The sequence below is a fragment of the Rhizorhabdus sp. P4_G6 genome, assembly GCF_056401045.1.
Genome location: NZ_JBFUKC010000004.1, coordinates 26,592 through 52,097, shown reverse-complemented (window position 1 = coordinate 52,097; position 25,506 = coordinate 26,592). Strand labels below are relative to the sequence as shown.

Genomic DNA, 25,506 nt, shown 5'->3' with positions numbered 1-25,506 from the left:
TCGGCTATCGAGCCCCTTCGGCCCAGAGCAGCACGCGCAGCGTCTGCAGGATGATCAAAATGTCGAGGAACGGACTGTAATTCTTCGTGTAATAGAGGTCATATTCGAGCTTGTGGCGCGCGTCGTCGAGGCTCGCGCCGTACGGATAGTTGATCTGGGCCCAGCCGGTGATCCCGGGCTTGATCATGTGCCGCTCGGCGTAGAAGGGGATTTGCTTTTCCAGCTCCGCCACGAACTCCGGACGTTCCGGGCGGGGCCCGACGAAGCTCATGTCGCCCTTCAGAACCGTCCACATCTGCGGCAGTTCGTCGACCCGGATCAGCCGGATGATGCGGCCGATCCTGGTGATCCGGGCGTCGCCCTTCTGCGCCCAGATGGCGGAACCGCCGCTCTCCGCATCCTGCCGCATAGAGCGCAGCTTCAATATCTCGAAGATCTCGCCATAGCGCCCGACCCGGCTCTGGCGGTAGAAGGCCGGTCCCGGGCTATCGAGCTTGATCAGCATCGCCGTCGCCAGGATTACCGGGGCGGTGATCGCCAGCAGCAGCGCGCTCACCGCAAGATCGAAGCCGCGTTTGAGGATCAGCGACAGCTGCCGCCCCGACGAGAAACCGTCCGAGAAGATGAGCCAGGACGGCCTCACCGTGTCGAGATCGATGCGGCCGGTTTCGCGCTCAAGGAAGTCGGCTATGTCGGTTACGTGCACGCCTGTGGTCTTCAGCCGCAGCAGCGCATCGACCGGCACGGTGTTCCGGCGCTCGTCCAGAGCCAGCACGACTTCGTTGGCCGCGGTCCTTTCGACCAGATCGGCGAGGCTCTCGACGTTGGTGCGCGAGATGGCCGTTTCGATCTGGGGCGGCGCATCCTTCATGTCCACGCAGCCGACGATCAGGAAGGCGGCGCCGGCGCGGCGTTCCATGTCGGCGACCCGCTTGGCGCGCCGGCCCGCGCCCAGCAGAAGCACGCGACGCTTGAACATGTCGCCGCTGACGAAGCCGCCGAGCAGGATGCGGACCGCCAGCAGCAGGATGACCGCCAGCACCATCGCGTAGACCGAGTTGGACCGCCACAGCGTCATGCCCGGCGTGATGAAGTGGAGCACCGAAATCAGGATGACGCCGAGCGAGATCGCCACCAGCAGCCGCGCCGCCGCGAAGCGGAATGTCTGCAGCGATTCTGCCGCATAGACCCCCACGCCGATCATCGCCGCCTGTATCGAGAAGGCGAAGGTCAGCAACTGGGGGACGCGATTCGCAAGCGGGCCCGGATCGATACCGATCTGGCGCAACCGCAGCACCCACCCTGCCTCTGCCACTAGCAGAAGAACTGCCATATCGACGAAACACAGCACCAGTACCGGATAGGCTATATAATGCTTGAATAGCCTGATCATTGCCGACGCCGCGTCACAACCGGTTTCATACCCCCGTACATGAAACCCCCTTGCCGCCCGTATAATACTCATCGGATAACGGCATTATCCTTCTGGACCATGGAGCCCGCTATTTCTACCACCTTAATAACGCCGGTTATCCTTTCGGGTGGCTCGGGCACCCGGTTATGGCCGCTGTCGCGCTCCCGGAAACCGAAACAGCTGCTCGCTCTGACCGGCGATCGCACCATGTTGCAGATGACGGTGGCCCGCTGCCCCGATACCGGCCGCTTCGGCAAGACCATCGTTGTCACGAACACGCTCCACGCCGAGGAGATCGCGGCGCAGATGCACGACTGCATGCCATCCGCGATCATTCTCGAGCCGGCCGGCCGCAACACCGCACCGGCGATCGCGCTCGCTGCGATGGAGGCCGGGCCCGATGCAGCACTGCTGGTGATGCCGAGCGACCATGTGATCGACGACGTGCCCGCCTTCCACTCCGCGATCGATGCGGCGATGCCGCTGGTCCAGCAAGGCTGGCTCGTCACCTTCGGCATTACGCCGGACAAGCCGGAGACCGGCTATGGCTATATCCGCCGCGGCGCACCGGTGGCGCCTGGCGTCCACAAGGTCGAGGCTTTCGTCGAGAAGCCCGATCTCGCCCGTGCGACTGCCTATCTCGCCGCGGGCGACTATAGCTGGAACGGCGGCATCTTCCTGTTCCGGGCGGATGCCTATCTGGCTGCGCTTCGGAAATATCAGCCGGCGATGGTCGATGCGGTCCAGGCTTCGCTCGCCGGAGCGGCACGAGACGGCGTGTTCATCTCGCCGGCGCGTGACGCCTTTCTCGGCTGCCCGTCCGAGTCGATCGATTATGCGGTAATGGAGAAGGCCGAGCAGGTTGCCGTGGTGCCGGTTGAAATGGGTTGGTCGGACGTCGGCAGCTGGGACGCATTGCATGCGCTCGGCCTTGGCGACGCGCAGGGCAATGTCATCCACGGCGATGTCGTGACGATCGACAGCCGCGATTGCCTGGTGCGTAGCGAAGGGCCGGTTGTGACGATGGTCGGCGTGCAGGATCTCATCGTCGTTGCGACCCGCGATGCGGTAATGATCCTGCCGCGCGGATCGAGCCAGGACGTCAAGCGCATCGTCGAAGAGCTCAAGTCGAAAGGCCACGAGACGCTCGACACACCGTTTTAGAGTGATTTCGAGGCAGATGGAATCGTCTGCCGGCTCGGAAATCACGGAAAACGGACAAAATCTAGGCTCGATCCGGTTCAATCTGAACGGGAACGAGTCTAGCTGCCAAGCTGGGCCCTAATCTCCAGCGAAGGAGAAGGGCGTGATCCCGCGCTCGCGCTCGTTGATGGTGAGGGTGCTGCCGATCGGCGGTGCGGCGCGCTGGACACACTCGACCCGCTGACAATGGGTGCAGCCGAGTCCGATCCGCTCCGCCGGGCCGGCCAGGTCTATGCCCCGTGCGAGTGCGAGGGTGGCGGCATGCTCGGCGGCGAGGCCCAAGGCGACGACATGCTCCGCTGCCGGAACGTCCGCGGCACCGCCGTGATGGCGGACGCTGCGTGCGATCGTGAACCAGCGCGAGCCGTCCTCGAGTTCGGCAATCTGCCGAATCAGCCGGCCGGGCTGGTCGAAGGCGTGGTGAATCGCCCAGAGCGGGCAGCGGTGGAGGGCGTCGATCAGCGATGATCCGCTGGCACCGGCATAACCCTTGGACAATTGGCCGGCGCGGTCGATCCGCAGCATGAAGAAGGGCAACCCGCGTGCGCCGACGCGCTGCAGCGTCGTCAGGCGGTGGGCGACCTGCTCATAGCCGGCGCCGAAGCGGCGCTGCAGCAGCTGGATATCATAGCCGGTGGTCTCGCAAGCCCGCAGGAAGCGGCTATAGGGCATCATCAGCGCCGCGGCGAAATAGGCGCTGACATGCCGGCGATACAGCCGTTCGGCCGGCCGGTCGCCAAAGGCGGCGCCGGCGACCAGCGCATCGATCTCCGCTTTCGCCTCGATCTGGGCGAGCTGGAATGCGGCCTGGAAGCTGCGCGCGGCCGGATCGAGCAGTTCGGAGAGCTGCAACTGCCGGGCGTGCAGGTCGAGCCGGCGCAGCCGGTCGGGCATCACGTCGAACGGCAATATGCGAATGGTGAGCTGGTGCTTGACCCGCAGCCGCTCGGCGATGGCGCCGTAAAGATCCCCGGCGCCGATGCGCAGTTCGTCGGCAAGCGCTTCCGCATGGGCGTCGAGGTCGGCGAAATGGTTGCGCCACCGCTCGATCTCGCGCCGCACCGCACCGACCGGCCCCGGGCCCTGCTGCTCGCCGCCGCCGCCTTCCCGCCAGCGATCGAACAGCCGGGCGAAGGCTTCGGCCGCGGCGGGAGCATTGTCGATCCAGGCCTCGAGTTCGGTGCGGTCGATCGACAGGTCCGCAAAGAGCGGGTCCGACAATCGGCGTCGCATTGCCGCGGCGCCGCCGCCGGGCTCCTCCTGGCTCAGGCTGCGGATGTCGAAGTCGTACAGTTCGGCGAGGCGGACGATCAGCCCCGCGGTGAGCGGCCGCCTGTTGCCCTCGATCAAGGCCAGATAGCTGTCCGAGATGCCCAGCATCTCGGCCATGCCCTGCTGGGTAAGCCCATGGTCGCGGCGCAGCCGCTTGATCCGCGGGCCTGCCAATATTCCCTGTTTCACCATCGCCTACCCCCGACCGGTAAGAATCTTACAACATTACATATCGTGCTACTGGTTTTTGGCACAGCTGGACATCAAAATACGATCTAAGCGGCTGCATGCCGTCAATTTCCGCCCTAGTGACGGGAAGCGAATTCATGCTGGCAACTATGGGCTGTCGAAGTTTGTAAGCCAGATCCGAGCTTTTCCTGGGGAGGAAGAGAAGCGCCCGTCAGGCCTGGCCTGGCGGGCGTCTTATCGTCCGGGCGTGCCGGTAATTCGTGCAGTGCCGCTGCGCGACCGAACGCGCAATTGCGCCTGCAGCATTTCTGCGCCATCAGGGCCCCCCGGGACGTCGATGAGGATATGCATGTGAGCCACCCCCCCACGGGTACGCGGGTCCTGATCGTGGAAGATGATACGATCATCGCCATGACGGCGGAAGACATGCTCGACGAAGTCGGCTGCAAGACCGCTGCAGTGGCCGGTACGGTCGCCGAGGCGCTGGCCCGTGCCGGCGATACTGAATTCGACATTGCGTTGCTCGATCTCAACCTGCGCGACGAGAACAGCCTTCCAGTCGCTCAGCGTCTCCGCGACGATGGGAAACGCTTCATCTTTGCAACCGGATATGACGGACTTCCTCCCGGCAGCGGCTTCGCAGACGCGCCGGTGATCTCCAAGCCTTACCGGCTCGAGCAGCTTGCGTTGATCATCGCGCAAACGCTGCAGGGATAATTGCGCTTATCACATGTCCGTGTTTGGCATGCTTCTCTCCGCGGCGCTCAGGTCGCTATGATCATGCGCTCCACATTTTTCATGAAGTGCTTGTAATTCCTCGGCTCCTCGTTGATCTGCGGCCGATAGAACGGCGAGAGACCGCGCAGGAACTGCTTGAACATCCGGTTGCTGTAACGCTTCGAGGCGACCTTGGCATTGATCTTCGAGGCGCGTAATTCCTCGGGGGTCATCTTTTCCCGGTCGACGGAGAGGATGTAGCTGTTCACCTTCGCGACATAGCTGAACAGGTGGTAGGCTTGGTATAGCATCCCGTAGATGCGCATGAAGTAGCCGCCGTGGATGCGCTTGAACACGTCGTAGGCGACAAACCGGTGTTCGTATTCCTCCATGAGGTGCCACTTCCACATCGCCACGGCGCGGGGATCGGCACCTTCGACCATGTCTTCCAGTTCATCCAGCCAGTTGATCGCGCTCGGCGGGCCGAGGATCTCGAAGCCTTCGCAATAGGCGGTGAGGAACGCTAGCGATTTCGTCGCGAGGATCTTCTCGTAATGTTTCGCCAGTTCGGCCTCGAACTCGGGGATCTTCGGGTATTCGCCCCGGCGCAGGATCTCGTTGTACTGGGCGTGGGTCTTGTAATGAACCGACTCCTGCTTGATGAATATCGAGATCTGCTTACGCAGTTCCACGTCGGCGGGGCTGTCGCCCTTGATGGCGGCCCGGGCGCGCGACATCACGCGGTTGAGGAAGGGTTCAAGATGGGGAAATGCGGTCGATGACGCATTGGCCGACTGGGCGAACTCTCCGTTCCGGGCCCAACGCGTGGGCATGTCGGAAAAGTCGAGCTGGGGTTGACGTACCTTCATCTTGTCATCCTTGGCTGCAATGGTCGGGAACCGAATGGTGGGGCAGCTTATCCTCCCTGGTGGTCGCCGGCGCGCCACCGGGCGCCAGGAACGAGCGGATCACGCGGGCAAACATCTGCAAGGCGTGCTGCCGGTCCATCTCCGGATCGCGAAGGCTCAGCGACTGGGCCGCATCGACAAGGCTGATCAGCATGCTGGCGGCGTGACGTGGGTCCAGGCTGCGATCGATCTCGCCATCGGCCTGCCCTTGGCGCAAGACGGCGCAGAGGGCATCCGCCATGCCGGCATGGCATTCCCGCACGATCCGCGCGATGCTCTCGTTGCGGGCGCTGTCGGCCAGGACGTCGAACAGCAGGGCCGCGGTAATCGCGCGGTCTCCCGCCGCCAGAGCCGTGACCTCGTCGACCAGGATCTCGATCGCCGGACTGTCCTGCGCCAAGGCGGCGTCGAGTGAATCGCGCGCGGTATCGAGCCGTCCCTTGGCCAGCTCTTCGATGATGTCGTCCTTGCAGTCGAAATAGTGGTAGAGGTGCCCGGGGCTGATCCCGGCCTCCGCGCAGATCTCGGACACGGCAATCGCGCGCAGCCCGGTTCGGCAGAAACAGCGGTTCGCCGCCTCGAGGATTTCCAGACGTTTGGCGGCGTGCCGCAATGGGTCGATCGTGCGCGCCAAGGAGTCTCTCCTTTTCTCGAGGGATCACTCTAACATAATGGCGCGATCTGGCGCAAGTTGATAGAGTGATCGCTCTACCTTATAATCACGGGGAATGTGTTGTGCGAGTTCTCACGCGGCAAGGGCCGTGGGCAACGCCTACTAGCGGATGACGCAGCGAAACCCGATATGGCTGGTCGCGCTGTCGATCGGCTGCGCTTGACGGGCGGCGGGCCGGTAGCGTTGGCAGTAATTGGGCGCGCACAGATGCGAGCCGCCTTTCAGGACCTTGCGACCTATTCGTACCTGGGGTGCCGCGGGGTCGTAGCTTTCGCGCTCATCGCCGCCGCGCGGATTGGTGGGGATGCAGCAAGCAGCTTTCGCCCGATGGCTCTCGGCCGGTGGCCGCGCATACCAGTCGCACGTCCATTCCCAGACATTACCTATCATGTCATACAGGCCATGGCCGTTCGGCGGGAAGCTGCGGACCGGCGAGGTGCGCTCCCATCCGTCGATCAGATCGTTCGCATGAGGGAAAGCGCCTTGCCAGTAATTGGCGAGCATCGCGCCGTCAGGCGCCAGTTCGTCGCCCCAGGCGAACTCGGCGCCTTCGAGACCGCCGCGGGCGGCATATTCCCACTCGGCCTCTGTGGGCAGCATCTTGCCTGCCCAGGCCGCATAGGCCTCGGCATCGGCATAGGCGATATGGACGACGGGATGATCCTCCAGCCCCGTGATCGCACTTTCGGGGCCGAGCGGGTGGCGCCAATCCGCCCCGAAGCGGAAGTGCCACCACCGGGTGAGGTCATCGAGCGGCACCGGGCCGGCAGTGCATTCGAACAGGAGCGATCCGGGATGGGCCAGTTCGGGCGGCATGCCCGGGTAGTCTGCCGGGTCCGGGGCTAGTTCTGCGAAGGTCGTGTAGCCAGTGGCCGCTACGAAGCGGGCGAACTCCCCATTGGTGACGGGAGCTTCGTCGATCCAGAACGGATCGACGCGCACCTGGCGCACCGGCGCTTCCTCGACATAGAAGCGCGTTGAGCCCATTCCAAACGCGCCGCCTTCAAGGAAGCGCATCCCCTCTCGCGCCGCCATCGGCACCGCCCCCTTGTCCGGCGACGCGATCACGACATCAGGGCCGTTTCTGGCCCGCAGGCCCCAGATCGATCGTGAGCTTTTCCAGATTGCCCGTGTACGCGTTCGATTTTCCTCCCAGGTCGATGACCGGAACACCGGAGTCGAGGCCGATATCGAAGGTCTCGCTATAAGGATCGGCCACGATTATGCTCCTGTTCACGCGCCCTGTGCCGACGGCCTGGCCGTTGATCGCGATGGAGACAATGCCTCCCTTTCCGAAGCCTCCACCGTCATAATCGAAATCGAAGGTGACGCGCGCCTTTTCGCCCGGGCGTATGGCTTGTGACGAAACAAGGTCGAATTGATCTGCCGGCATGATCGTCAAGGAATGATGCACCTGCGGATAGCCATCCTTGATGCCAAAGCTCCAACCGCCGAACCAACTGCCGGTCGCGACCAAGACACCATCGCCCCCGGTCAGATCGGCGGTGATGGTGAAAGCGCGACCTTCGATCGGCGGAGCGTCATCGTGCGTAACGGTAAGACCTTTGCCCCAGTATTTATATTGGTCATGGGGCGTGGTATAGGCGCGGGCTTCGCTGGTGATGCGCGCGAAATCGGTGCGGTCGTTGACCGGATTGACGTTGTAACGCGCCGCTTGCTGGTCGAACAGCGCCTTCATCTCCGCCAGCTTCTGTGGATAGCGCGCACTGACATCCGTCGTCTGATTGAAGTCTCGTCGGATGTCGTAAAGGGCCCATTTGTAGAACGGTGCCCTGTTTTTCGAGGCGTCGGATCCCTGCCCCATCTTCCATGGCTGCTGCTCGGGCAAGGTCGACGCTAGCCATCCGTCGGAGTAGATCGCTCTGTTCCCGAGCATCTCATAATATTGCAACCGATGCCGCGAAGCAGCGCGCGGGTCGGAAAAGCTGTAGGTCAGATCAACGCCATCGACTTGCTGTTGCTTGACGCAACGCACCGACTCGGGAGCCGGCACGCCTGCCGCATCGAGCACGGTGGGAAAGATATCAGTGATATGGGCATATTGCGTCCTGAGGCCGCGCGCCGCGATTTTCGCTGGCCAGGAGATGACAAGCCCGTTTCGCGTACCACCCAGATGAGAGGCGATCTGCTTGTAATAGGGAAAGGGCGTCGCCATCGCCTGGGCCCATCCCGTGCCATAGTTGCTACCGACCTTCGGGCCGCCGACTTGATCTTTCAGCGTCCAGTGTTCGACGGGGGATAGTCGGCGGTTGGCGTTTTCACCCGCTTCGGCGACGGAGCCTTGCGGTGAGCCGGCCGAGTCCGGCCCGTTGTCGCCGTTAACGAATATGATCAGCGTGTTGTCGCGCAGCCCCATCCTGTCGAGTTCATCAAGAAGCCTGCCAAGCTGAGCATCCTGAAAGGCGAGTTCGCCCGCGAACGCCTCCATGGTCCGCGCCTGATAGTCTTTCTCCTGCGGAGAAAGACTATCCCAGTGCGGCACGTCGACCGGCCACGCCGGCAGATGGATGCCCGGTGGCACGATGCCCATCGCTTTCTGGCGCTTCAACGTCGTGTTGCGTGCTTCTTCCCAGCCAGCGTCAAATTTCCCGCGAAACTTGGAGATCCACTCGGCGGGAGCTTGGTGCGGCGCATGCGCCGATCCCGGGGCGTAGTAGAGCAGGAACGGCTTGCCCTGGCCGTTCGCCTGCTGCTGATGCAGCCATTGGATGGCGTCGTCTGCCAGGCGCTGATCGAGGATCGGCTGCGGTGATGCATCGACGACCCGGATGCCGTTTCGATATAATGTCGGATGCCACTGGTCGGTGTCCGACCCGACGAATCCGAAAAAATACTCGAACCCCAGCCCGTTCGGCATGTAGTCGTTCGGACCCGCCCCCGCGAAGGGGCCATGGGGCACGTTATGATGTTTGCCGATCCAAGCCGTGTTATACCCGTTTTCACGCAGGACCTCCCCGATCGTCGCTGCGGTTGGCGGGAGCATTCCCGTATAGCCCGGTGCTCCCATAGGAAAATCCGTGAGCGATCCGGTTCCGACCGCGTGATGATTCCTGCCGGTCAGTAGGGCGGCCCTGCTGGGCGAGCACATCCCAGTCGTTTGAAAATTGTTATATTTAAGGCCTTCGTTCGCCAGTCGTTCCAGATTGGGTGTCGGCACCGGTCCACCAAATGCGGACGAGGCGCCAAATCCGACATCATCAGTCATGATCAGCAAGATGTTCGGCGCGTCGATGCGGGCCGTTACTATGGGCGGATAGCTGGTCGGCAGAGCGTTCGTATCGACCGGGAGTGCCGCAGCCTGCTTGCCGCCGCGCACTTGGCTCAGGGCGGTACCGGGTATCAGCGCAGCGACTGCTGCCGAGAGGATCCAAGCACTTCGGGTTCGCATGGTGGCCTTTCCGAGAAATGATTGTCGGCAACGTGGCAGAGGCGCTGGCGTGCGTCCAATGCATGGTTTAGGCATATTCCATGCATAAATCGAATATAGACCTCCGCAAGCTATATCACGCTCTTGTTCTGGCGGATTTGGGCAGTTTCACCCTTGCCAGCGAAAAGCTTAATCTCACCCAGTCCGCGCTAAGCCGCAGCATCCGCGCGCTGGAGGACGAAATAATGCTGTCGTTATTCGCGAGAGGCCGCCGTGGTGCAGTGGCGACGAAAGAGGGTCGGGAGTTCCTGGGCATGGCCCGAGAAGTCTATGGCTCCGCGCTTCACCTGAAAGCGTTCGGCCATAGCCTGGCCGTAGGTGATGGCGGCGACGTTTCGGTCGGCCTGGGAACGAGCGTGGCCCACCTTGTCCTGCCCGATCTTCTCCCACGAACCTTGGAGACGTGGCCAAATCTTTCGCTGGTGATCAAGACCGCCCCGGCGCACACTCTTATCGACGAGGTCATCGACGGAAAATGCGATTTTGCCGTGCTGACCCAACACCGCCCAGCCCATTTGCAACTCCTGGACGTTCATCATCTGACGCCGCCGCTGAGGGGCGGCTTTTTCGTGCGTGCAGGTCACCCTCTTGCAGCTGACGCGGCGCCCGACAGGAACGGCCTGAACGATTTTACGATCGCAGCGGGAGCGGCAACCCTGGCTGAAATCCGACGGTCGTTCGGAAGCCGGCAACGGGTTGTTGTCTGCGAACAGGCTGACAGCTTACGAAATCTTGCCCTGCGGTCTGATGCCATATGGGCAACGCTGGAGCCTTTGGCCCGCGATGACGTCCGCCAGCGCAGACTGATCGAACTCAACGGGCCTGAGATGTTCGATGTAATGGGCGGACCACTGCCCATTACGCGGTTTGGTCGCAACCGAATCGCCATGTCTCCGGCGGCGACGAACGTCTCTGGGATAATCGGAGATATTCTGATGTCCAGGCTCGCCGAGCAAGGCTGAGATCGCCGCCAGGGCACCACCATCATCTTAAAGAACCGCTCGAGCTGGGCAATCCAGAGCGGGCTGGCATTCATGCCCTGGCCGAAGTCGAGCGCCGCCGTCGCCCAGTGGTTCGCGCGGCGATCAAAACCGTGGGCAAGAAATTGTGCCACACCCGTGGGATCGCGTCAGGCCTACGCGCTTAGGATGGCGGCGGGCGACGCGCGCGTGGAAGGACGATATCGTCCTGTCGGACATTGACGGGGCCGTGCAGGGCGTGGGACGCCTTTGCGACGAAGTGGGTGATCGGGGCGGACGCGGCCATCCAAGGGCATGATCTATGACGTCACTATCAACGATGTGTCGAGCGTCCCGTGCGGAGCGCCGCTCGATCACTCTCGTCTGAGGTGGCCTGTCCCCTGCAAGTTTTCTGTTGATCAAGGAGAATGATGTGAAGGCCATTCAGTTCAAGGAGCATGGAACTCCAGAGGTGCTTAAACTGGTAGAACTGGAAGCGCCGGCCGCCGCCGCCGGGCAAGTGCAAATTCGGGTGGAGGCGGTCGGCCTCAATCCGGCCGACTATAAATGGCGTAGCGGGTTCAACCTGCGCTATTATCCACTGCCGCTGCCACATGTGCCCGGCTATGACGTCGCGGGAACAATATCGGCCGTTGGCGAAGGGGTGGTGGGCTTCAAGATCGGCGACCGCATTCTGGCGACGGTCAATGGCGCCTACGCCGAATATGCCGTGGCGGACGCCAGTGCCATCGCTCCGATCCCTGACGGACCCGATTTTGTCCAGGCCGCCGCATTGCCATGCTCTTCGCTGACCGGTGTGGAGATGGTCGAGGAAGGCGTTTCGCCCTCCAGTGGCCAGACCGTGCTCGTCACGGGCGCCACGGGCGGGGTGGGTCGGTTTGCCGCCTGGGCCGCAAAAGGACTGGGCTGTCGGGTGATCATGGCCGTACGCGAGTCCTACATGGATGAGGCGCGGAAACTGGGTTTTGGCGACGTGATCGTCCTCGGTGGACCCGTGCCCGACGGCCTGCGATTCGATCATATCGCGGACACGGTGGGCGGACCTGAGGTTGCGCACCTGGCCCGCAATCTTGCACCCGGCGGCAGGTTCATCACGGTTGCCACGACGCCGATCGACCCCGAGGGATTGCCCGCAGAACCAAAGGTGTTCGGTTATCACCCCGATGGCGAAAGGCTCTCCCGAATCATAAACGCCATCGCTACCGGTGCAATCACGATGCCCGTGGCGCGCACCCTCCCGCTGACCGAAGCGGCTGAGGCCCATCGCCTGCTGGAAGAGGGCGGCGTGCGGGGCAGGGTGGTGCTGCTGCCCTGACCAGTCGTACCGGCGGCGCTCGCGACGAGGCGCCGCCGGCCGATGCGGTGCTCAGGCGTGCCGCAGAAAACCAAGCACCCTGCCGTCGAACGCGGCCCTCTGCCCGATCATGCCGATGCTGGAGCAGGATCAGTTCCTGGTTGACGGTATCGCAGCCCGTAGCCGAGCGGTGCGGATACATTGCTTCAGATCATCCAGAAGTGGCTAATCCGGCATCCACAAGCCAGCCTTCAGGCCACGCCTGCCTGAAATAAGGAGGCGGGCGGACCGGCCCTGTTCCTGGCGGGAGAGGACACCGGTATGACCTTCTCACTCGATGGCGGGATGACCGCGCGCGCCTGACTGGACCTAAGGCTTTTCGATCAGCCAGGCTGGGCTGCGACCGGTTTTGACGATGGGCTTTCCCTCAAGCTTCGGCATCGATCACCTGTTCATTGCGGAAATGCTCGTCTTCCCGAGCCAACACGATGTCGAAGTAGCTGACATCGGCGACGACCACGCGCTGAAGCGTTCGTGATCCATCGCCTGTCACGGGGCCGCGGGCGTGCTGCCAGGCGATGTTGTCCCAGACAACAAGGTCGCCATTGCGCCAGAAATGCTCTTGAACATTGCCCGGCGCATAGATTCGAGCATGAAGATCGAGAAGGAGTGCACGGCTTGCCTCATCCTCCATATCCTCGAACCGCACCGCCTGCTGGGATATCATCAGTAGCGGCTCGCCCGTCAGCGGATGTTCGACAATTGGCGCACGCGTCGCGTGGGGAGTGTCCGGCGTTATCGCCATCCCCACCGCATCGTGAGCGACGTTGCTGGGCAGCGCCGTTGTAAGACGCATCGATGCGAGCCGCCACCGCTCATCCTCCGAAAGCATCCGCCAAGCGCCACGATTGCTCGCAAAGCGAGTGGATGTTGCTCCAGGGACAACATCCTTCGCCAGTAGCGAAATCGATGTGTACGGCGTGGCAAAATCCAGGTCGCTGTGGAAAATCAGCTCGGTTCGTCCCAGCTCACCTTTTTTCTCGTCGGTGGAAATGTAGCCGACCCCATCCCTGCGATGTAGAACTGGACCGATGGAACCGAGGACCTCGATCTGTTGCACCATGCTGAGCTGCTGATCGGGAAAATAGAGCAGGCCGTATCGCAGGAACAGCGATCGTAATCGCTCCTTGTCGGCGGGTTCCAGTGGAACGCGCAAATCGTCCCGTATCTCGACACCCATCCTCATAGGCCGGGTCTCGCGAAAACGATCCATGCGATCTCCTTTCGTCCCTAACGATACGAAATGTTAGCATCGATCTCGCGCCCCAGACATCTAAAAGGCTCCTTCGCGCCCATGATCTGTCCTGGCTGTTCTTGTCCGGTCGCGCCGCGCCGTTGACCCGCCAGGCAGCAAAACATCAAATGGTTTCGCACTGGCCGGGCGAGCGCCGTCAGCGCCCCCGCACGCGGACGAATCCGTCGCCGAACGGCGCGTCGCGGTTCGTGAGGGCTTCCTTGAGGCCGTGCTCCTTCATGTCGGACTTGAAGCGCAGCCGCCGCGGCCCCGTGGCCAGATGCGCGCGGGCATCGACTTCGGCGGCCAGCCGCTGGAGCGTCCCGGCCCCCATCTGTTCGAGCGCGAGATTGACGATCCGCTTGTGGGCCGAGAGCAGCTCCTGGTCGACCGCGGCGACCCGGCGGGCCAGGGCGTCGACTGCGGCATCGAGTTCGTCGGCCGGCCATGATTCCAGCGCCAGGCCGATCTTCACCGCGTCAGCCCCCGTCATCTTGTCGCCGGTGAACAGCATCCGCTTGGCCCATTGTGGACCGCAGTGATAGATCCACATGTGCGCCGGTGGCGACCCGTTGGCGCGGGTCGCGGGAAAGCCGATCCGTGCATCATCGGCCGTGATAACCAGATCGCACGACAGGGCGATGTCGGTCCCACCCGCCAGGCAGTTGCCCTGGACCTTGGCGATCACCGGCTTGTGGATCGCCGGGATGATCAGCGCGTTTTCCTGGACGCGCTCCAGCGAGAAGCAATCGTCGTCGAAGCGCTGACCGGCCTTGCGGTACTCGAAATCGCCCATCTGGGTCGTCTCGCCGCGCCCCTGATATGACTGTTCGAGATCGTAGCCGGCGCAGAAGTCCTTGCCGGCGCCGCACAGCACGATCGCGTTCACGTCCATCCGGTCGTCCGCTTCGAGCAGGGCGTCACGCATCTCGCTCAGCATCGGGCCGTTCAGCGCGTTGCGCTTGTCGGGGTGGTTGAATGTGATCGTCGCGACGGCGTCGCTCACCGCGAACAAGATATGCTGTGGCTCGTAAAGCCACTTCCCGCGATAATCCTGCATCATGTCTCCTGTTAACGGTTCCGGACATCCGGCTCACGGGTTTCCACTATGATCTTGCCGTGCCTGATGCGGTGAGGAAAGCATGTGCTCGCGAGATCGCATCCCTGATGCCGATGCTGCCCGGGGCCGCGTGAACTGCCGCGGTGCGGAAGCTTGCCCCGCCATGTCGAAGGCGGCAAGGCCGCGGCCGATTTCAACGATGTTTCGACCCAGGAGGGCGGGTCGTCCGCCGGGGTTTCGCCTCTACCGGGCGGCCGGCGCGCTGGCTGGACCGCTCGCTCCTCATTCATATGCCGGAGGGGCTGGCGCCTCGATATCGGACAGGCGATGCTTTGGGGCGTTCCATTGCGCGTGCGCCAGGCATCCGCATTGTTCTGCGCTCGGGAGATACGCGCCGGAGGAGAGGGGATAGCCATGCAGACAATAGACGGAACGCGTCCGATGATCGGGAGAATTCATGGCTGATGCACCGGGATTTCTGGACCAGCGCGCAAGGCTGGCCGGGCAGACTGCGGCGATCGTTGGCGGTGGCGGCGGCATTGGCGCGGGAATCACCATCGCCCTGGCCGAGGCAGGGGTCGACGTCGCGATCTGCGACATCGACGCGGAGCAGCTGGAGGTTACGGCCGCCGCAGCTGCCGCCCTGGGGCGCAAGGTCTATTCCGCCGTGATCGATGCCACCGACGCGGCCCAGCTCGACCGGTTCTACGACGAGGTGACCCGTGCGTTCGGCCATCTGGATGTTGTCGTCAACGTCGTGGGTGGGACGTACCGTACCAACTTCATGGATCTCGACCGGGGCGGGATCGCCCGCGATATCCAGCGCAACTACGGCTATGTCGTCCAGTCGGTGCAGCGCGCGGTGCCGCTGCTGCGCGCCGGCGGCCGACGCGGCGGCAGCATCATCAACTTTACCACGATCGAGGCACATCGCGGCGCGGCGACCTTCTCGGTCTATGCCGGCGCCAAGGCGGCAACCACCAACTTCACCCGCGCCATGGCGGTTGAACTCGGCAAGGAAGGCATCCGCCTGAACTGCATTGCCCCGGATACCACGCCGAGCCGCGGCAACGAGAATGCCATGCCCCCGGAAATCGCAGCGGGCTACGTCAGCGTCCCCGTCGAATCGATCGGCAAGGCCATGGCGATGTACATTCCTGCCGGCGGCGCGCCCCCGGTCGAGGCCCTGGCCAACGCCGTCCTGTTTCTGGCCTCCGATCTAGCCGCCTACGTGTCCGGCATGACGCTGCATGTCGATGGGGGCACCATGGCCGCGGCCGGATTCCTGGACTGGCCGCATGGTGACGGTTTCGTGCCGGTGGCGCTCAGCGGGACGGTGCCGAAGATTTTTCCTGCGGAGCATGACCGATGAAACTCTACGCCCTGACCCTGTCGCCCTATGCCGCGCGCATCCGGCTTGCGTTGCGGCTGAAGGGTCTTTCCTATGAGCAGGAGGCCCCGCCCGGCGGTGGGACCCGTTCGCCTGAATATCTGGCCATCAATCCGATCGGCAAGCTGCCGGTGCTGGTGACCGACGACGGCCTGATCATCGCGGAATCCGAGACAATCATCGACTATCTCGAGGATCACTATCCCGCCCCGTCCCTGACACCCACCGGTGACGCAGCGCGGGTGCAGATGCGCAATGCGATCCGCACCCAGGAACTCTATGCCGTACCGGCCATGTCGCGTCTATTCGCACAACGGAATGCGGCGGTCCGGGATGATCGCGTTGTTGCCGCCGAGCTGGCGGAGTTGCGCAGCGGAATGGCCCTGCTGCAGCATTTCGTCGATGATGCACCCTATGTCGCAGGCGGCGCGGTCAGCAAGGCGGACTGCCTTGTGCTGCCGACCCTCATGCTCTGCGGTATTGCCGGGGCCATGTTTGGCGAGCCGGGCATTCTGGGCGATTTCCCTGTTCTGACCAGCTATGTCGCGAAGGCGCGGCAACATCCGGACATGGGCGCGATCTGGAACGAGACGGAGGCCGCGCTGAAGGCGATGACGGGCTGAACTGCCCCGCTTTCCGTTGCGTGGCGGCTGCTTGATTGTGACTGCAAGGTGCAAACAGGAAGGACTCTGGACCCGCGTGCCGGATCGACTGCGGCTTGACCAATGCGCTTCATGCACTATGTAGTGATTACTACACAGGAGAGGATGGCCGAGTCATGGCGACCGCATTCAAGATCCGGGAATTCGACGATCCCACCTACGATCCGTTCCTCTCGGACGAGGTAAATTTCGGGGACGACCTGGACCCCTATCCACAGATCCATGCGATGCGCGCGCGCGGTGCTGTCCTGCCCGGCTCCTATCGCGAGAACCTGGGCTATTCGTGCTTCTACGGACCGGGGCCCAAATTCTCGATCCTGGGCAGCAAGGAAATCGAGGAGGTGCTGACCGATACCAGCCGCTTTTCGAATTCAGGTTATCGCCCGACGCTTGGCACCACGTTCGGCATGGGCAGCATCAGCACCATGGACAATCCCGAGCACGGCCGTTGGCGCAGGATCTTCCAGAAGATCTTCCTGCCGCAGTTTGTGAGGACGTGGGGCGAGAGCATCGTCGACCCGGTCGTGAACGGCTTGATGGACAAGTTCCTGCCGCGCGGCGAGGCTGACCTTGTCGGCGAGTTTACCCAACGCTACCCGTTCGAGGTGATCTATCGCCAGCTCGACCTGCCGGAGTCTGACGTCCAGACCTTCCAGCGGCTCGCCATCGGCCAGACCGACTATGTCCATATGGCCCAGGCCCAGGAGGCAGGGGTCAAGCTTGGCGAGTATTTCAAGGCTCTGATCGACGCGCGCCGCGCCAATCCGGGCGATGATCTTGTCAGCCTGCTCGCCGCGACCGAGGTGGACGGCGAGAATCTTCCCGAGCTCGAACTGGTGTCGTTCCTGCGCCAGCTCATGAATGCCGCCGGCGACACGACCTACCGCGGGACCAGCGTGCTGCTGACGGCGCTCCTCAACAATCCCGACCAATTGGAGGCGATCCGCCAGAACCGGGAGCTCATTCCCGCCGCGATCGAGGAAGCGCTGCGTTGGGACGGCCCAGTGCTGGCGCAACTGCGGGTCGCGATTCACGACACGACGCTCGGCGGCGTGCAGATCCCCGCCGGGGCCTACCTTGACGCGGTAGCCGGCGCCGCCAACCGCGATCCGGCGATCTATCCCGATCCTGACAGCTTCAACATCAACCGGGACAAGCGGGCGCACTACGCATTTGCCAGGGGGCCGCACATCTGCGTCGGCCAGCATCTGGCGAGGGTGGAAATGACCCGTGCGCTGCATGCGGTTCTGGACAGCCTGCACAACCTGCGGCTCGACCCGGAAAAGCCTGTGCCCGAAATTCGCGGAATCATGATGCGGGTCCCGGCGCATATCCATGTCCGCTTCGATCACTGAAAATTGCCCTAAAGGCTGCGAAACGGATCATGTCGGACGCGATGGAAGCCTCCTTGGCGGCAAAGCCCGGCACCAAGAACATAAGGGATCATTACGGATAGACGCCCTGTTTCCGCGCCGCTGCCGCGACGGCCGCGAACTCCGCTCTTGATCGATTCATCGCGTGTACGAGCAATGCTGAAGCTCATACCTTTTGAATATTGACAGGGATTGCTGTCATCCTGGGCATCGCATTGACGACTTCGACATAGCGATTGTCGCTTATCAACGGATTGATGTTCGTCCCAATTTCGCGCGGACTCTCGGAATCGTCAGGAGCTCCACCCCATCCGTGGGTGAGGGAGATGACGCCGGTGCGCAAGCTGTCGTCGCTCTTGACGATGGCACGTACCGCTCCATTCTCGGAACTGATTTCAACCATGTCGCCGTCGATCAGGCCCAGAGCATCCATCTCTGTCGACGCAAGGCAGGCCGGGTTGAAGGCATTGCGCTTTCGCACGGATTCGAGATGAAAGCCATTGCTGTTGAACAGGTCGCGCGTCCGGCGGGAGATCATAAGGAATTTGAATTCGTCCGGTTGTGGCGATGCCGATGCGTCAGCCATTTCCTCGGCTACGTCGTCGGGCATCACGTCGAACCGCCCTTCGTGGCCGGCGCGCGTTGGGCCGACGCGAATGTCGCCGACGTCGAAGAGCGCGCCGCGGGGATGCTTCTTGATCTCATCGAGCGGAACCGCGGAATGGCGCGCCCTGATAGCTATGAGATCATCGCTGGTCGGCGGCGTGGTCATGTCGAGGTCGATACCCTCGAACTTGACCTGCTTTCCGAGTAGCGAAGCGATCTTCCACAAGGGATACCAGTCATCAAAAACGTCCGAGCCCTTGGGTGGCGGAACTATAGCTGGTGTGTAGTGGGACCAAGGGACGGGAAGAATTGGGAAGCCTTCGAAGCTGACGGGAAGCTCGGGACGTTCATAAATGAGCTTGGGCGGAATGATATAGTCGGCGCGTTTGGCGGTGTCCGACATGAAGGGTTCGATCGCTACAAGAAGCTCAAGTGATTCCAGTGCCGTGGTAATTTTGGCTTGGTCCGGTACGGAGTTCACCGGGTTCCCACCACTGACGATCAGTGCTCGGATCTGGCCATCGCCAGGCGTCAGAATCTCGTCTGCCAAGGTTCCGGTCAGCCGCTCGCCAATGATCATCCCCACGCCGCGAATGCGACTGGGCGGCAGGCTGGACCATGAGCGGGGCGGTGAGTAGACCTCCTCGCGGTACTCAGGCAGCGGATTGAGCACATCGATCGCGACTACTTGTTCCCCGGCCCGAGGAAATCGCCCGCAGATCACGTTGAGACAATCGACCATGTGCTGCGACAGGTTGGAATGCGGCCCGAAGCAGGGGCCGGTCGCAGTCACGGCGACTCCGCGATTGCATTCGTGCGCGAACAGGCGTGTGGCGCGGAGGAGATCGCCCGGCTGCAGGCCGGCCCTTTGCTCGACGAAATCGGGCGTAAAGGGTTCTACGACCTCACGCAGGCGAGCAAGGCCGCCATCCTTGACGAAGCGCGAGCAAAAATCAGCATCGTGCCAGTTCTCTTCGAGGATCATCCGTATCATCGCCGAGGCGATGGCGTAGTCCTGACCGGGCAGGGGCTGGATATGCACGTCGGCATGCCGCGCCGTTTCGCTTACGCGCGGATCAATGACGATGAACTTCGTTCCACGCGCCTTCGCGTCCTTGAGCCGCTTTACCGGATCGATGCTGATCACGCCGATCGCGCCGTGCGATACCAGCGGATTGGTGCCGAACATCATGGCTACATCCGCCGTCTCCAGCTGAATGGAGCCACCCGCCCATCCACCCATGCGTTCGAACGAGACGAATTTGGCTGACTGGTCCATGGTGATCGTCGAGTAACGCTGGGTGGACCCCATGGCGGCCATGAACGCCCGCTGCATCGGGAAGGCAAGATACGTGGAAATGGTGCCATTTCCGCAAAACATGCCAAAGGCTTCGGGTCCGTGCTCCGCGATAATCGGCTTCAGTCGCTCTGCGATTTCGGCCAGCGCAGTTTCGGAATCTATTTGCGCGAACGATCCGTCGGGCTGCTTCTTCAGGGGGTGAAGTAGCCGCGCCGGTGCGCTGTGTGCCTCGCCGAAATGAAGGCCCTTGAAACAGGCATAGCCGCGGCTCAGCCCATGTTCGCGGTCAGCCCGCAGGCCGACGATGCGATCTTCGTCATCTATGCTGACCAGCACTCCACAACCGGCGCCGCAAAGCCTGCAGAAACTAGGCACTTCCTTCACGGCAACTCTCCCATGCGGCGTAGCCGCCGTTTCCGGCTGCGGTGGCCCTCTCTCTTGCGGTCACCTTCCGCTACGGTCGACCTCGCCGCCTTCGGCGCAAGTTCAGACAATTGCAGAGGTGCCGGCGCGGAGCCTCGTCCGAATGGATGTTCCGGGGAGCGCAACGCGATTGCGACCTGACGGCCCGCCATGCCAATGCGGATGAAGGAAGCGCGGACGGCAAACTGGTCTCGTGCGTGAGACAGCGCGGCATTTCTGGCGGCGTGGGCCCGATCGACGCGGGTGCCCGCAGATCTCCTGCCAGGCGACCGATGTCGACAGCCCTGATGTGCCGGAACCTTGCCCGCAGCTCTAGTCTATGCGGACCATGCCTCTGCGTGGATGTGCGCCGAACTTGAGACCATATCGGTGATAAGATGTGCCCCAACCGGCAGTTGCGGCGCGGCAAGAGGATAGGGATCCAATGCGAATGAGATTTGATGGCAAGGTCGCCCTCGTGACGGGGTCCGGATCCGGCATTGGACAGGCTTCGGCAGTATTGTTTGCGGAGCGAGGCGCCCAGGTCGTGGTTGCCGAACTCGATGAGAAGAAGGGCGCGGAGACGGTTGATCTGATCCGCGCCAAAGGCGGCGAAGCAGCCTATGTGAAAGTCGACGCGGCCGACGAGGATTCAGTCCGTTCAATGGTCGAGTTTGCGTTGACCACCTATGGCCGTCTCGATGCGGCGCACAACCACGTCGGGCATCCAGGGCCGCTGGGTGACCTGACCGACATTTCGCTCGCCGACTTCGACCGGTGCTACAGGCTGAACACCGTGTCCTGCTTTCTTGGCATGAAGTATGAAATTCCCGCGATGCGGCAGACCGGAGGCGGTGCCATCGTGAACACCGGTTCGCTCGCCAGCGTAATCGGAACGCCGAGCATGTCTGCTTATGTCAGTGCAAAGCACGGCGTCGCGGGGCTGACGCGCACCGCCGCTCTCGAATTTGCGACGCGCAATGTGCGCGTCAACGCAATCTGTCCCGGCGCAACCAATACGCCGATGATGCGAGCCGCATTCGAGGAGGTCGAAAAGACCGATCCTGAACTCCTCAAGCACTGGGTCGAACCGATTGGTCGATTTGCGACGTCGGAAGAGCAGGCGGAGGCAGCGGTCTGGCTTTGTTCGGACGCAGCGTCCTTCATCACCGGTCATGTCCTCCCGGTTGATGGCGGACATATCGCCGGAAATCGCGCTACCAACTGAGAATAAAGGAAATTCCCATGGAAGGAAGGATGGCCGGAAAGGTTGTGGTCGTTGTCGGCGCGACACGCGGGATCGGGGCTGCCACGTCCCGCAGGCTTTGTGGCGAGGGTGCGACGGTTATTCTGGGTGGCGTCAGCGTCGATCGTGGCAAGGCGTTCGCTGAGGAACTCCGTGCGGCCGGCGGCGATGCCGAGTTCCGGTCGGTCGACCTGGCTGACGGTGACACCATCACTGCGCTGATGGACGGCGTCGCCCAGGACCACGGCGGTATCGACGGCCTATTCAACAATGGAGCCGACCTGCGCCTCCTCGAGCATGACTTCGACGTGCTGCAGACCAGCGCGGACGTTTTCACGAAGTCGCTTGAAACGAATCTCGTCGGCTATTTTCTGTCATGCAAGGCTGCGATTCCGCACATGCTGAAGCGCGGCGGCGGCGCGATCGTCCAGACGTCATCATTGGCATCATCGCGCGGGGATTCCGCTATGGTGGGATACAGCACCTCGAAGGCGGGCGTCGATGCCCTGACCCGCCATGTCGCGGCGCGTTTTGGCAAGCAGAAGGTCCGGTGCAATGCAATCCAGCCCGGCATGATCATGGTGGAAAACGCGGTCGAACAAAGCGACGTGCTCCCGCTTGAAGTCCTGCTCCGTCAGACCCCTTCGCCGCGTTTGGGCGAACCTGAAGATATCGCTGCGGCTGCAGCATTCCTGCTTTCGGACGACGCAGCCTTTATCAACGGCCAGATCATCCGGGTGGATGGCGGGATGAGCATCCCGCTGTCGGGTGTGTCGATTTCCGCCGGCTGAGGCTATCCTGTACACAAGGACCTCGGCGCTTCCTTCGCCGACGCGCGCGCGTCTTGAGAGCGTCGAGACTGAGGACGCGATGCGACGGCAAGCATAGATCGGTCACGTCCGCTCGGACGAGGCTGATGTCAGGGGGGCCGCCTACCGCTGGAATCACGCAAAGTGGCGAGAGGAGCGCGGAGTGGTCAACGAACAGAAAACGATCCCCTTTGCCGGAGGCCAGATTGCTTATCACGAGGCGGGGCAGGGCGAGCCACTGTTCATGCTGCACGGATCCGGTCCGGGCGTAACGGCATGGATGAACTTTTCCGGCAACGTGCCCGTGTTTGCCGAGCATTTTCGGTGCATCGTTCCCGACCTGCCGGGGTATGGCAATAGCAGCCCCATCCAAGGTGATCCCTTCGCGGGGACGATCGACGCAGTCCTAGCGCTGATGGATGCGCTGGGGATCGCCAAGGCGCGCTTCATCGGCAATTCGTTCGGCGGGCTGATTTCCGCGCGACTTGCCGCTGCCTATCCCGACCGAGTGGACCGCCTTGTGTGCATCGGCGGCGTGGGCGTGCCGATTTTCAACCCGTTTCCCTATGAAGGGATCGAGCGGCTGGCCGAATTCGTCGAAGAGCCGACCCGTGAGCAGATCGTCCGCTGGCTGCGTTCGATGGTCCACGACAAGTCGATCCTGACCGACGAGCTGATTGACATGCGCTTCAAGGCCGCCAGCGATCCGGTGGCGTTGGAGACCAACCGCAAGATCTATTCCCGCGCCGGTCTGGCGGCGATCGCGCAGGGCATGGCCGGGCCGGAAGCGGTGCAGAGCTTTGCATACCTGCCCAAGATCCAGGCTCCCACCTTCCTGGCGTGGGGTAGGGACGACCGCGTGACCCCGCTGGACGGGGCGCTGGTGCCGCTGCGGCTGATCCCGAACGCCGAGTTGCACGTGTTCCCCAAGTGCGGACACTGGGCGATGATCGAGCAGAAGGCGGCGTTCGAGAGCGCGGTACTGGCCTTCATGAAGCGCCCCTGAAGCTCGGACGCAACCGATTGACCCGCAAGCAGAAGGATTGCCAATGATGACGACGACCACCGGTTCCATTGTTCTCGATGCGCCTGCCAACGAGGTCTGGGCGCTTTTCCGTGACTTCGGCGGCCTGACGAAGTGGTTTTCCGGCGCGGCATCGTGCACGGTTGCCGACGGTAAGGCCACCGACCAGATCGGCGCGGTGCGCATGGTGGAAGTTCCGAACGCCGGAGGGTTCAAGGTGCCCGAGCGGCTGACCGGGCTGAGCGACGAGGACAGGGTGCTGACCTATGTCATCGACTGCCCAACCGACCTCGGTGCGGTGAAGACCGCGCAGGGGACGAAATCATGCATACAGGTGCGGGAGATCACGCACGGCGGCGGCACCTACCTGCGCATGGAGCACCGCTATGAGGTCACCGAAGGGGATCCGGCGGTGCTGCTGCAGTTCATGCAGGGCGTTTACCAGCACTTCTTCGACGACCTGAAGAAGCACTTCGCCGGCTAGGTCTGCTGAACCGATCTGTGCGACGCCGGCCCGGCCTGTGGCATAATGAGGACCGATCGATCGGGTCACGCGGAGTCGAGACCTGGTTTCAGAGGCAAGGGTGCAAAGGCATCCTTGCCTGGATCAACTAGTCACCCAAATTGCCCGCCCGTTCGACGGACGGAGGGGGCGTTACGCCTGGGAGACGACCGTGGCCGAACAGCGCCGGGCAAACGCGTACGCCCGCGACGGGATCAGCGAGGACGAGTTCGTGGCCATGCGCGAAGGCCGGGACCGCACGCTGGCCATGCCGCGTCTCATCCTGCCTTCCGTGCAGATCAACATGCGCGCCGGACATCTGCCGCCAGCTGAAGGCAACGGCGTCGCTTATCTCAAGATTCCGGTGAACCAGCTGTGATCACGGGAGCCTTCTCCCTTAGAAGTCGCGATCCGGCCCGATCGAGCGCAGCGATGAGGCCGCGCCATGCATCCCCCTCGATAAATCTCCAAGTGGCCGCCGTCAGTCTTATGTCCATTGCTACTGTAAACTGGATCGCAAGTGCGATGCATTGAGATGTCCGGTTGCCAGGCTCGCCGCATTGCTTTTGATCGATGTAACTCGCACGGAGGTAGCTAGTTAGGATTCCCCTCCGATGGACCACCTTGGAGACTCTTCGAAATGAGCGACACCATCCTTGTCGATACGCCAATGGAAGGCGTTCGCCGGTTAACGCTGAACCGTCCGGGGGCGCTCAACGCCTTCACCTGGGAGATGTACCAGCGGTTGCTGGATATGCTTGCCGATATCCGGATTGATCCCTCGGTTCGCGCGGTAATCCTGACCGGAGCAGGCCGCGGCTTTTGCTCCGGTCATGATCTGAAGAACGCCGGGCCGTCGCCCCATGATCGCGAGGGTTTCGGAAGCGCGTTCAACAAGCGCAACAGTCTGAGGTGGCTCGGCGCGATCCCGATCGCGATGCGTAACCTGCCGCAGCCGATCATCGGCGCGATCAACGGGGTGGTGGCCGGCGTCGGCTACACGCTCGCGCTGGCATCGGATATGTGCGTCGCCGGGCGTTCGGCGCGCTTCATCAATACCATCCACAATGCCGCCACGGGCACAGAACTCGGCCTGTCCTATATGCTGCCCCGCGCGATCGGCAGCCAGCGGGCGGCGGAGCTGTTGCTCACTTCACGCCCCGTCGATGGGGAGGAGGCGGAACGGATTGGGCTCGTGCTGCGGACCGTGGACGACGATATACTGATGGAAGAGGCACTCAAGATCGCGCGGGGGGTTGTCGCCAACGTCCCCATGGGGGTCGAGCTTACCAAACAGTCGCTGTGGCTCAACCAGTCCGCAGGCAGCCTGGAGTCGGCGATCGAACTGGAAAGTCGTGCCGTGCATATAGCGCAGGCGACCCAGGATGCCGGGGAGAAGCGCGCTGCGTTCCTCGAGAAGCGCGCGCCGCAGTTCAAGATGGCCTGAAGCTGGATCTCCCCCAGCCATCTCGTTTTTTCCGACGTACGGGCGATGGGCTCCGATCTGGGTCGATCGGATTGGAACATCAACGCTGTCGCGGCACCCGGTAATCGCCGCCGCCGGAAGGCAGCCGGGATTGTCGCGATCACATAGCTCCTCATCACGGCGCCCGCCCCCCCATGAAGGGCTGGGGACCAACGATCCGCGCAATCCATCGGCCATACGATGAAATCGCTTCACCCCTTCGACTCGGCGGCGCAATCGCGGCAGGGTGAATCGGTGTCGATAATCTCACTCCT

General features: G+C 62.7%; 21 protein-coding genes and 1 pseudogene. 13 read left to right on the top strand and 9 right to left on the bottom strand.

Annotated elements, in window-relative coordinates:
• Positions 1-4 precede the first annotated feature (4 nt).
• A complete protein-coding gene (locus AC1DPF_RS05985; protein ID WP_477868669.1) occupies positions 5-1,393 on the bottom strand; it encodes a TIGR03013 family XrtA/PEP-CTERM system glycosyltransferase in 1,389 nt (462 codons plus the stop codon).
• 99 nt (positions 1,394-1,492) lie between these two features.
• Between AC1DPF_RS05985 and AC1DPF_RS05980 the strand changes: the two genes are divergently transcribed.
• Positions 1,493-2,578 (top strand): mannose-1-phosphate guanylyltransferase/mannose-6-phosphate isomerase, encoded by a 1,086-nt coding sequence (locus AC1DPF_RS05980; RefSeq protein WP_477960237.1) that lies wholly within the window; start codon positions 1,493-1,495, stop codon positions 2,576-2,578.
• A gap of 117 nt (positions 2,579-2,695) precedes the next feature.
• Here the strand turns inward: AC1DPF_RS05980 and AC1DPF_RS05975 are convergent, their stop codons facing one another.
• Positions 2,696-4,081 (bottom strand): helix-turn-helix domain-containing protein, encoded by a 1,386-nt coding sequence (locus AC1DPF_RS05975; protein ID WP_477960235.1) that lies wholly within the window; start codon positions 4,079-4,081, stop codon positions 2,696-2,698.
• A gap of 348 nt (positions 4,082-4,429) precedes the next feature.
• On the opposite strand from AC1DPF_RS05975, the gene AC1DPF_RS05970 reads away from it, so the two are divergent.
• Positions 4,430-4,795, top strand: coding sequence for a response regulator (locus AC1DPF_RS05970; RefSeq protein WP_477868675.1), 366 nt, complete (start codon positions 4,430-4,432; stop codon positions 4,793-4,795).
• A 47-nt stretch (positions 4,796-4,842) separates the two neighbouring features.
• Here the strand turns inward: AC1DPF_RS05970 and AC1DPF_RS05965 are convergent, their stop codons facing one another.
• The 4 genes from AC1DPF_RS05965 to AC1DPF_RS05950 form a co-directional block, all read right to left on the bottom strand.
• On the bottom strand, positions 4,843-5,742 hold the full coding sequence (locus tag AC1DPF_RS05965) for a metal-dependent hydrolase (protein WP_477960233.1): 900 nt from the start codon (positions 5,740-5,742) through the stop codon (positions 4,843-4,845).
• Positions 5,669-6,337 carry a TetR/AcrR family transcriptional regulator gene (locus tag AC1DPF_RS05960; protein ID WP_477960232.1) on the bottom strand — a complete coding sequence of 223 codons (669 nt, stop codon included), beginning with the start codon at positions 6,335-6,337 and terminating at the stop codon, positions 5,669-5,671. The genes AC1DPF_RS05965 and AC1DPF_RS05960 overlap by 74 nt, the downstream gene beginning before the upstream one ends.
• Positions 6,338-6,478: 141 nt before the next feature.
• Complete coding sequence (locus AC1DPF_RS05955; protein ID WP_477960396.1) at positions 6,479-7,393, bottom strand: formylglycine-generating enzyme family protein; 915 nt, start codon at positions 7,391-7,393, stop codon at positions 6,479-6,481.
• A gap of 55 nt (positions 7,394-7,448) precedes the next feature.
• Positions 7,449-9,785, bottom strand: a complete 2,337-nt coding sequence (locus tag AC1DPF_RS05950; protein WP_477960230.1) for an arylsulfatase — start codon at positions 9,783-9,785, stop codon at positions 7,449-7,451.
• 80 nt (positions 9,786-9,865) lie between these two features.
• Here AC1DPF_RS05950 and AC1DPF_RS05945 point away from each other — a divergent pair, with 80 nt between their 5' ends.
• On the top strand, positions 9,866-10,786 hold the full coding sequence (locus AC1DPF_RS05945) for a LysR family transcriptional regulator (protein WP_477960228.1): 921 nt from the start codon (positions 9,866-9,868) through the stop codon (positions 10,784-10,786).
• 430 nt (positions 10,787-11,216) lie between these two features.
• Positions 11,217-12,119 carry an NADP-dependent oxidoreductase gene (locus AC1DPF_RS05940; RefSeq protein WP_477960226.1) on the top strand — a complete coding sequence of 301 codons (903 nt, stop codon included), beginning with the start codon at positions 11,217-11,219 and terminating at the stop codon, positions 12,117-12,119.
• Between the two features lie 406 nt (positions 12,120-12,525).
• On the opposite strand, the gene AC1DPF_RS05935 is transcribed toward AC1DPF_RS05940, so the two are convergent.
• Positions 12,526-13,371 (bottom strand): TauD/TfdA dioxygenase family protein, encoded by an 846-nt coding sequence (locus AC1DPF_RS05935; RefSeq protein ID WP_477960224.1) that lies wholly within the window; start codon positions 13,369-13,371, stop codon positions 12,526-12,528.
• Between the two features lie 178 nt (positions 13,372-13,549).
• Entirely contained in the window at positions 13,550-14,455 is a 906-nt protein-coding gene (locus tag AC1DPF_RS05930; protein ID WP_477960222.1) for a crotonase/enoyl-CoA hydratase family protein, read from the bottom strand.
• Positions 14,456-14,909: 454 nt separating this feature from the next.
• Here AC1DPF_RS05930 and AC1DPF_RS05925 point away from each other — a divergent pair, with 454 nt between their 5' ends.
• The 3 genes from AC1DPF_RS05925 (at position 14,910) to AC1DPF_RS05915 (ending at position 17,859) form a co-directional block, all read left to right on the top strand.
• Complete coding sequence (locus AC1DPF_RS05925; protein ID WP_477960220.1) at positions 14,910-15,824, top strand: SDR family NAD(P)-dependent oxidoreductase; 915 nt, start codon at positions 14,910-14,912, stop codon at positions 15,822-15,824.
• A complete protein-coding gene (locus AC1DPF_RS05920; protein WP_477868693.1) occupies positions 15,821-16,465 on the top strand; it encodes a glutathione S-transferase family protein in 645 nt (214 codons plus the stop codon). Before AC1DPF_RS05925 ends, AC1DPF_RS05920 begins: the two co-directional genes overlap by 4 nt.
• A gap of 155 nt (positions 16,466-16,620) precedes the next feature.
• A complete protein-coding gene (locus AC1DPF_RS05915) occupies positions 16,621-17,859 on the top strand; it encodes a cytochrome P450 (protein ID WP_477868695.1) in 1,239 nt (412 codons plus the stop codon).
• Positions 17,860-18,043: 184 nt separating this feature from the next.
• Here the strand turns inward: AC1DPF_RS05915 and AC1DPF_RS05910 are convergent, their stop codons facing one another.
• Positions 18,044-20,167: a molybdopterin-containing oxidoreductase family protein gene (locus tag AC1DPF_RS05910; RefSeq protein ID WP_477960218.1), complete on the bottom strand. Its 2,124-nt coding sequence runs from the start codon at positions 20,165-20,167 to the stop codon at positions 18,044-18,046.
• A gap of 463 nt (positions 20,168-20,630) precedes the next feature.
• Here AC1DPF_RS05910 and AC1DPF_RS05905 point away from each other — a divergent pair, with 463 nt between their 5' ends.
• From AC1DPF_RS05905 to AC1DPF_RS05880, 6 genes and pseudogenes are all read left to right on the top strand, one after another.
• A complete protein-coding gene (locus tag AC1DPF_RS05905; protein ID WP_477960216.1) occupies positions 20,631-21,413 on the top strand; it encodes a glucose 1-dehydrogenase in 783 nt (260 codons plus the stop codon).
• A gap of 17 nt (positions 21,414-21,430) precedes the next feature.
• Positions 21,431-22,222, top strand: a complete 792-nt coding sequence (locus AC1DPF_RS05900) for an SDR family NAD(P)-dependent oxidoreductase (protein WP_477960214.1) — start codon at positions 21,431-21,433, stop codon at positions 22,220-22,222.
• Positions 22,223-22,403: 181 nt separating this feature from the next.
• Positions 22,404-23,246: an alpha/beta fold hydrolase gene (locus AC1DPF_RS05895; protein WP_477868703.1), complete on the top strand. Its 843-nt coding sequence runs from the start codon at positions 22,404-22,406 to the stop codon at positions 23,244-23,246.
• Positions 23,247-23,289: 43 nt separating this feature from the next.
• Complete coding sequence (locus AC1DPF_RS05890) at positions 23,290-23,748, top strand: SRPBCC family protein (protein ID WP_477960212.1); 459 nt, start codon at positions 23,290-23,292, stop codon at positions 23,746-23,748.
• A gap of 163 nt (positions 23,749-23,911) precedes the next feature.
• Positions 23,912-24,145, top strand: a pseudogene (locus tag AC1DPF_RS05885) (MBL fold metallo-hydrolase); the annotation flags it as partial.
• A 261-nt stretch (positions 24,146-24,406) separates the two neighbouring features.
• A complete protein-coding gene (locus AC1DPF_RS05880) occupies positions 24,407-25,213 on the top strand; it encodes an enoyl-CoA hydratase/isomerase family protein (protein WP_477868707.1) in 807 nt (268 codons plus the stop codon).
• The last annotated feature ends 293 nt before the right edge of the window (positions 25,214-25,506 follow it).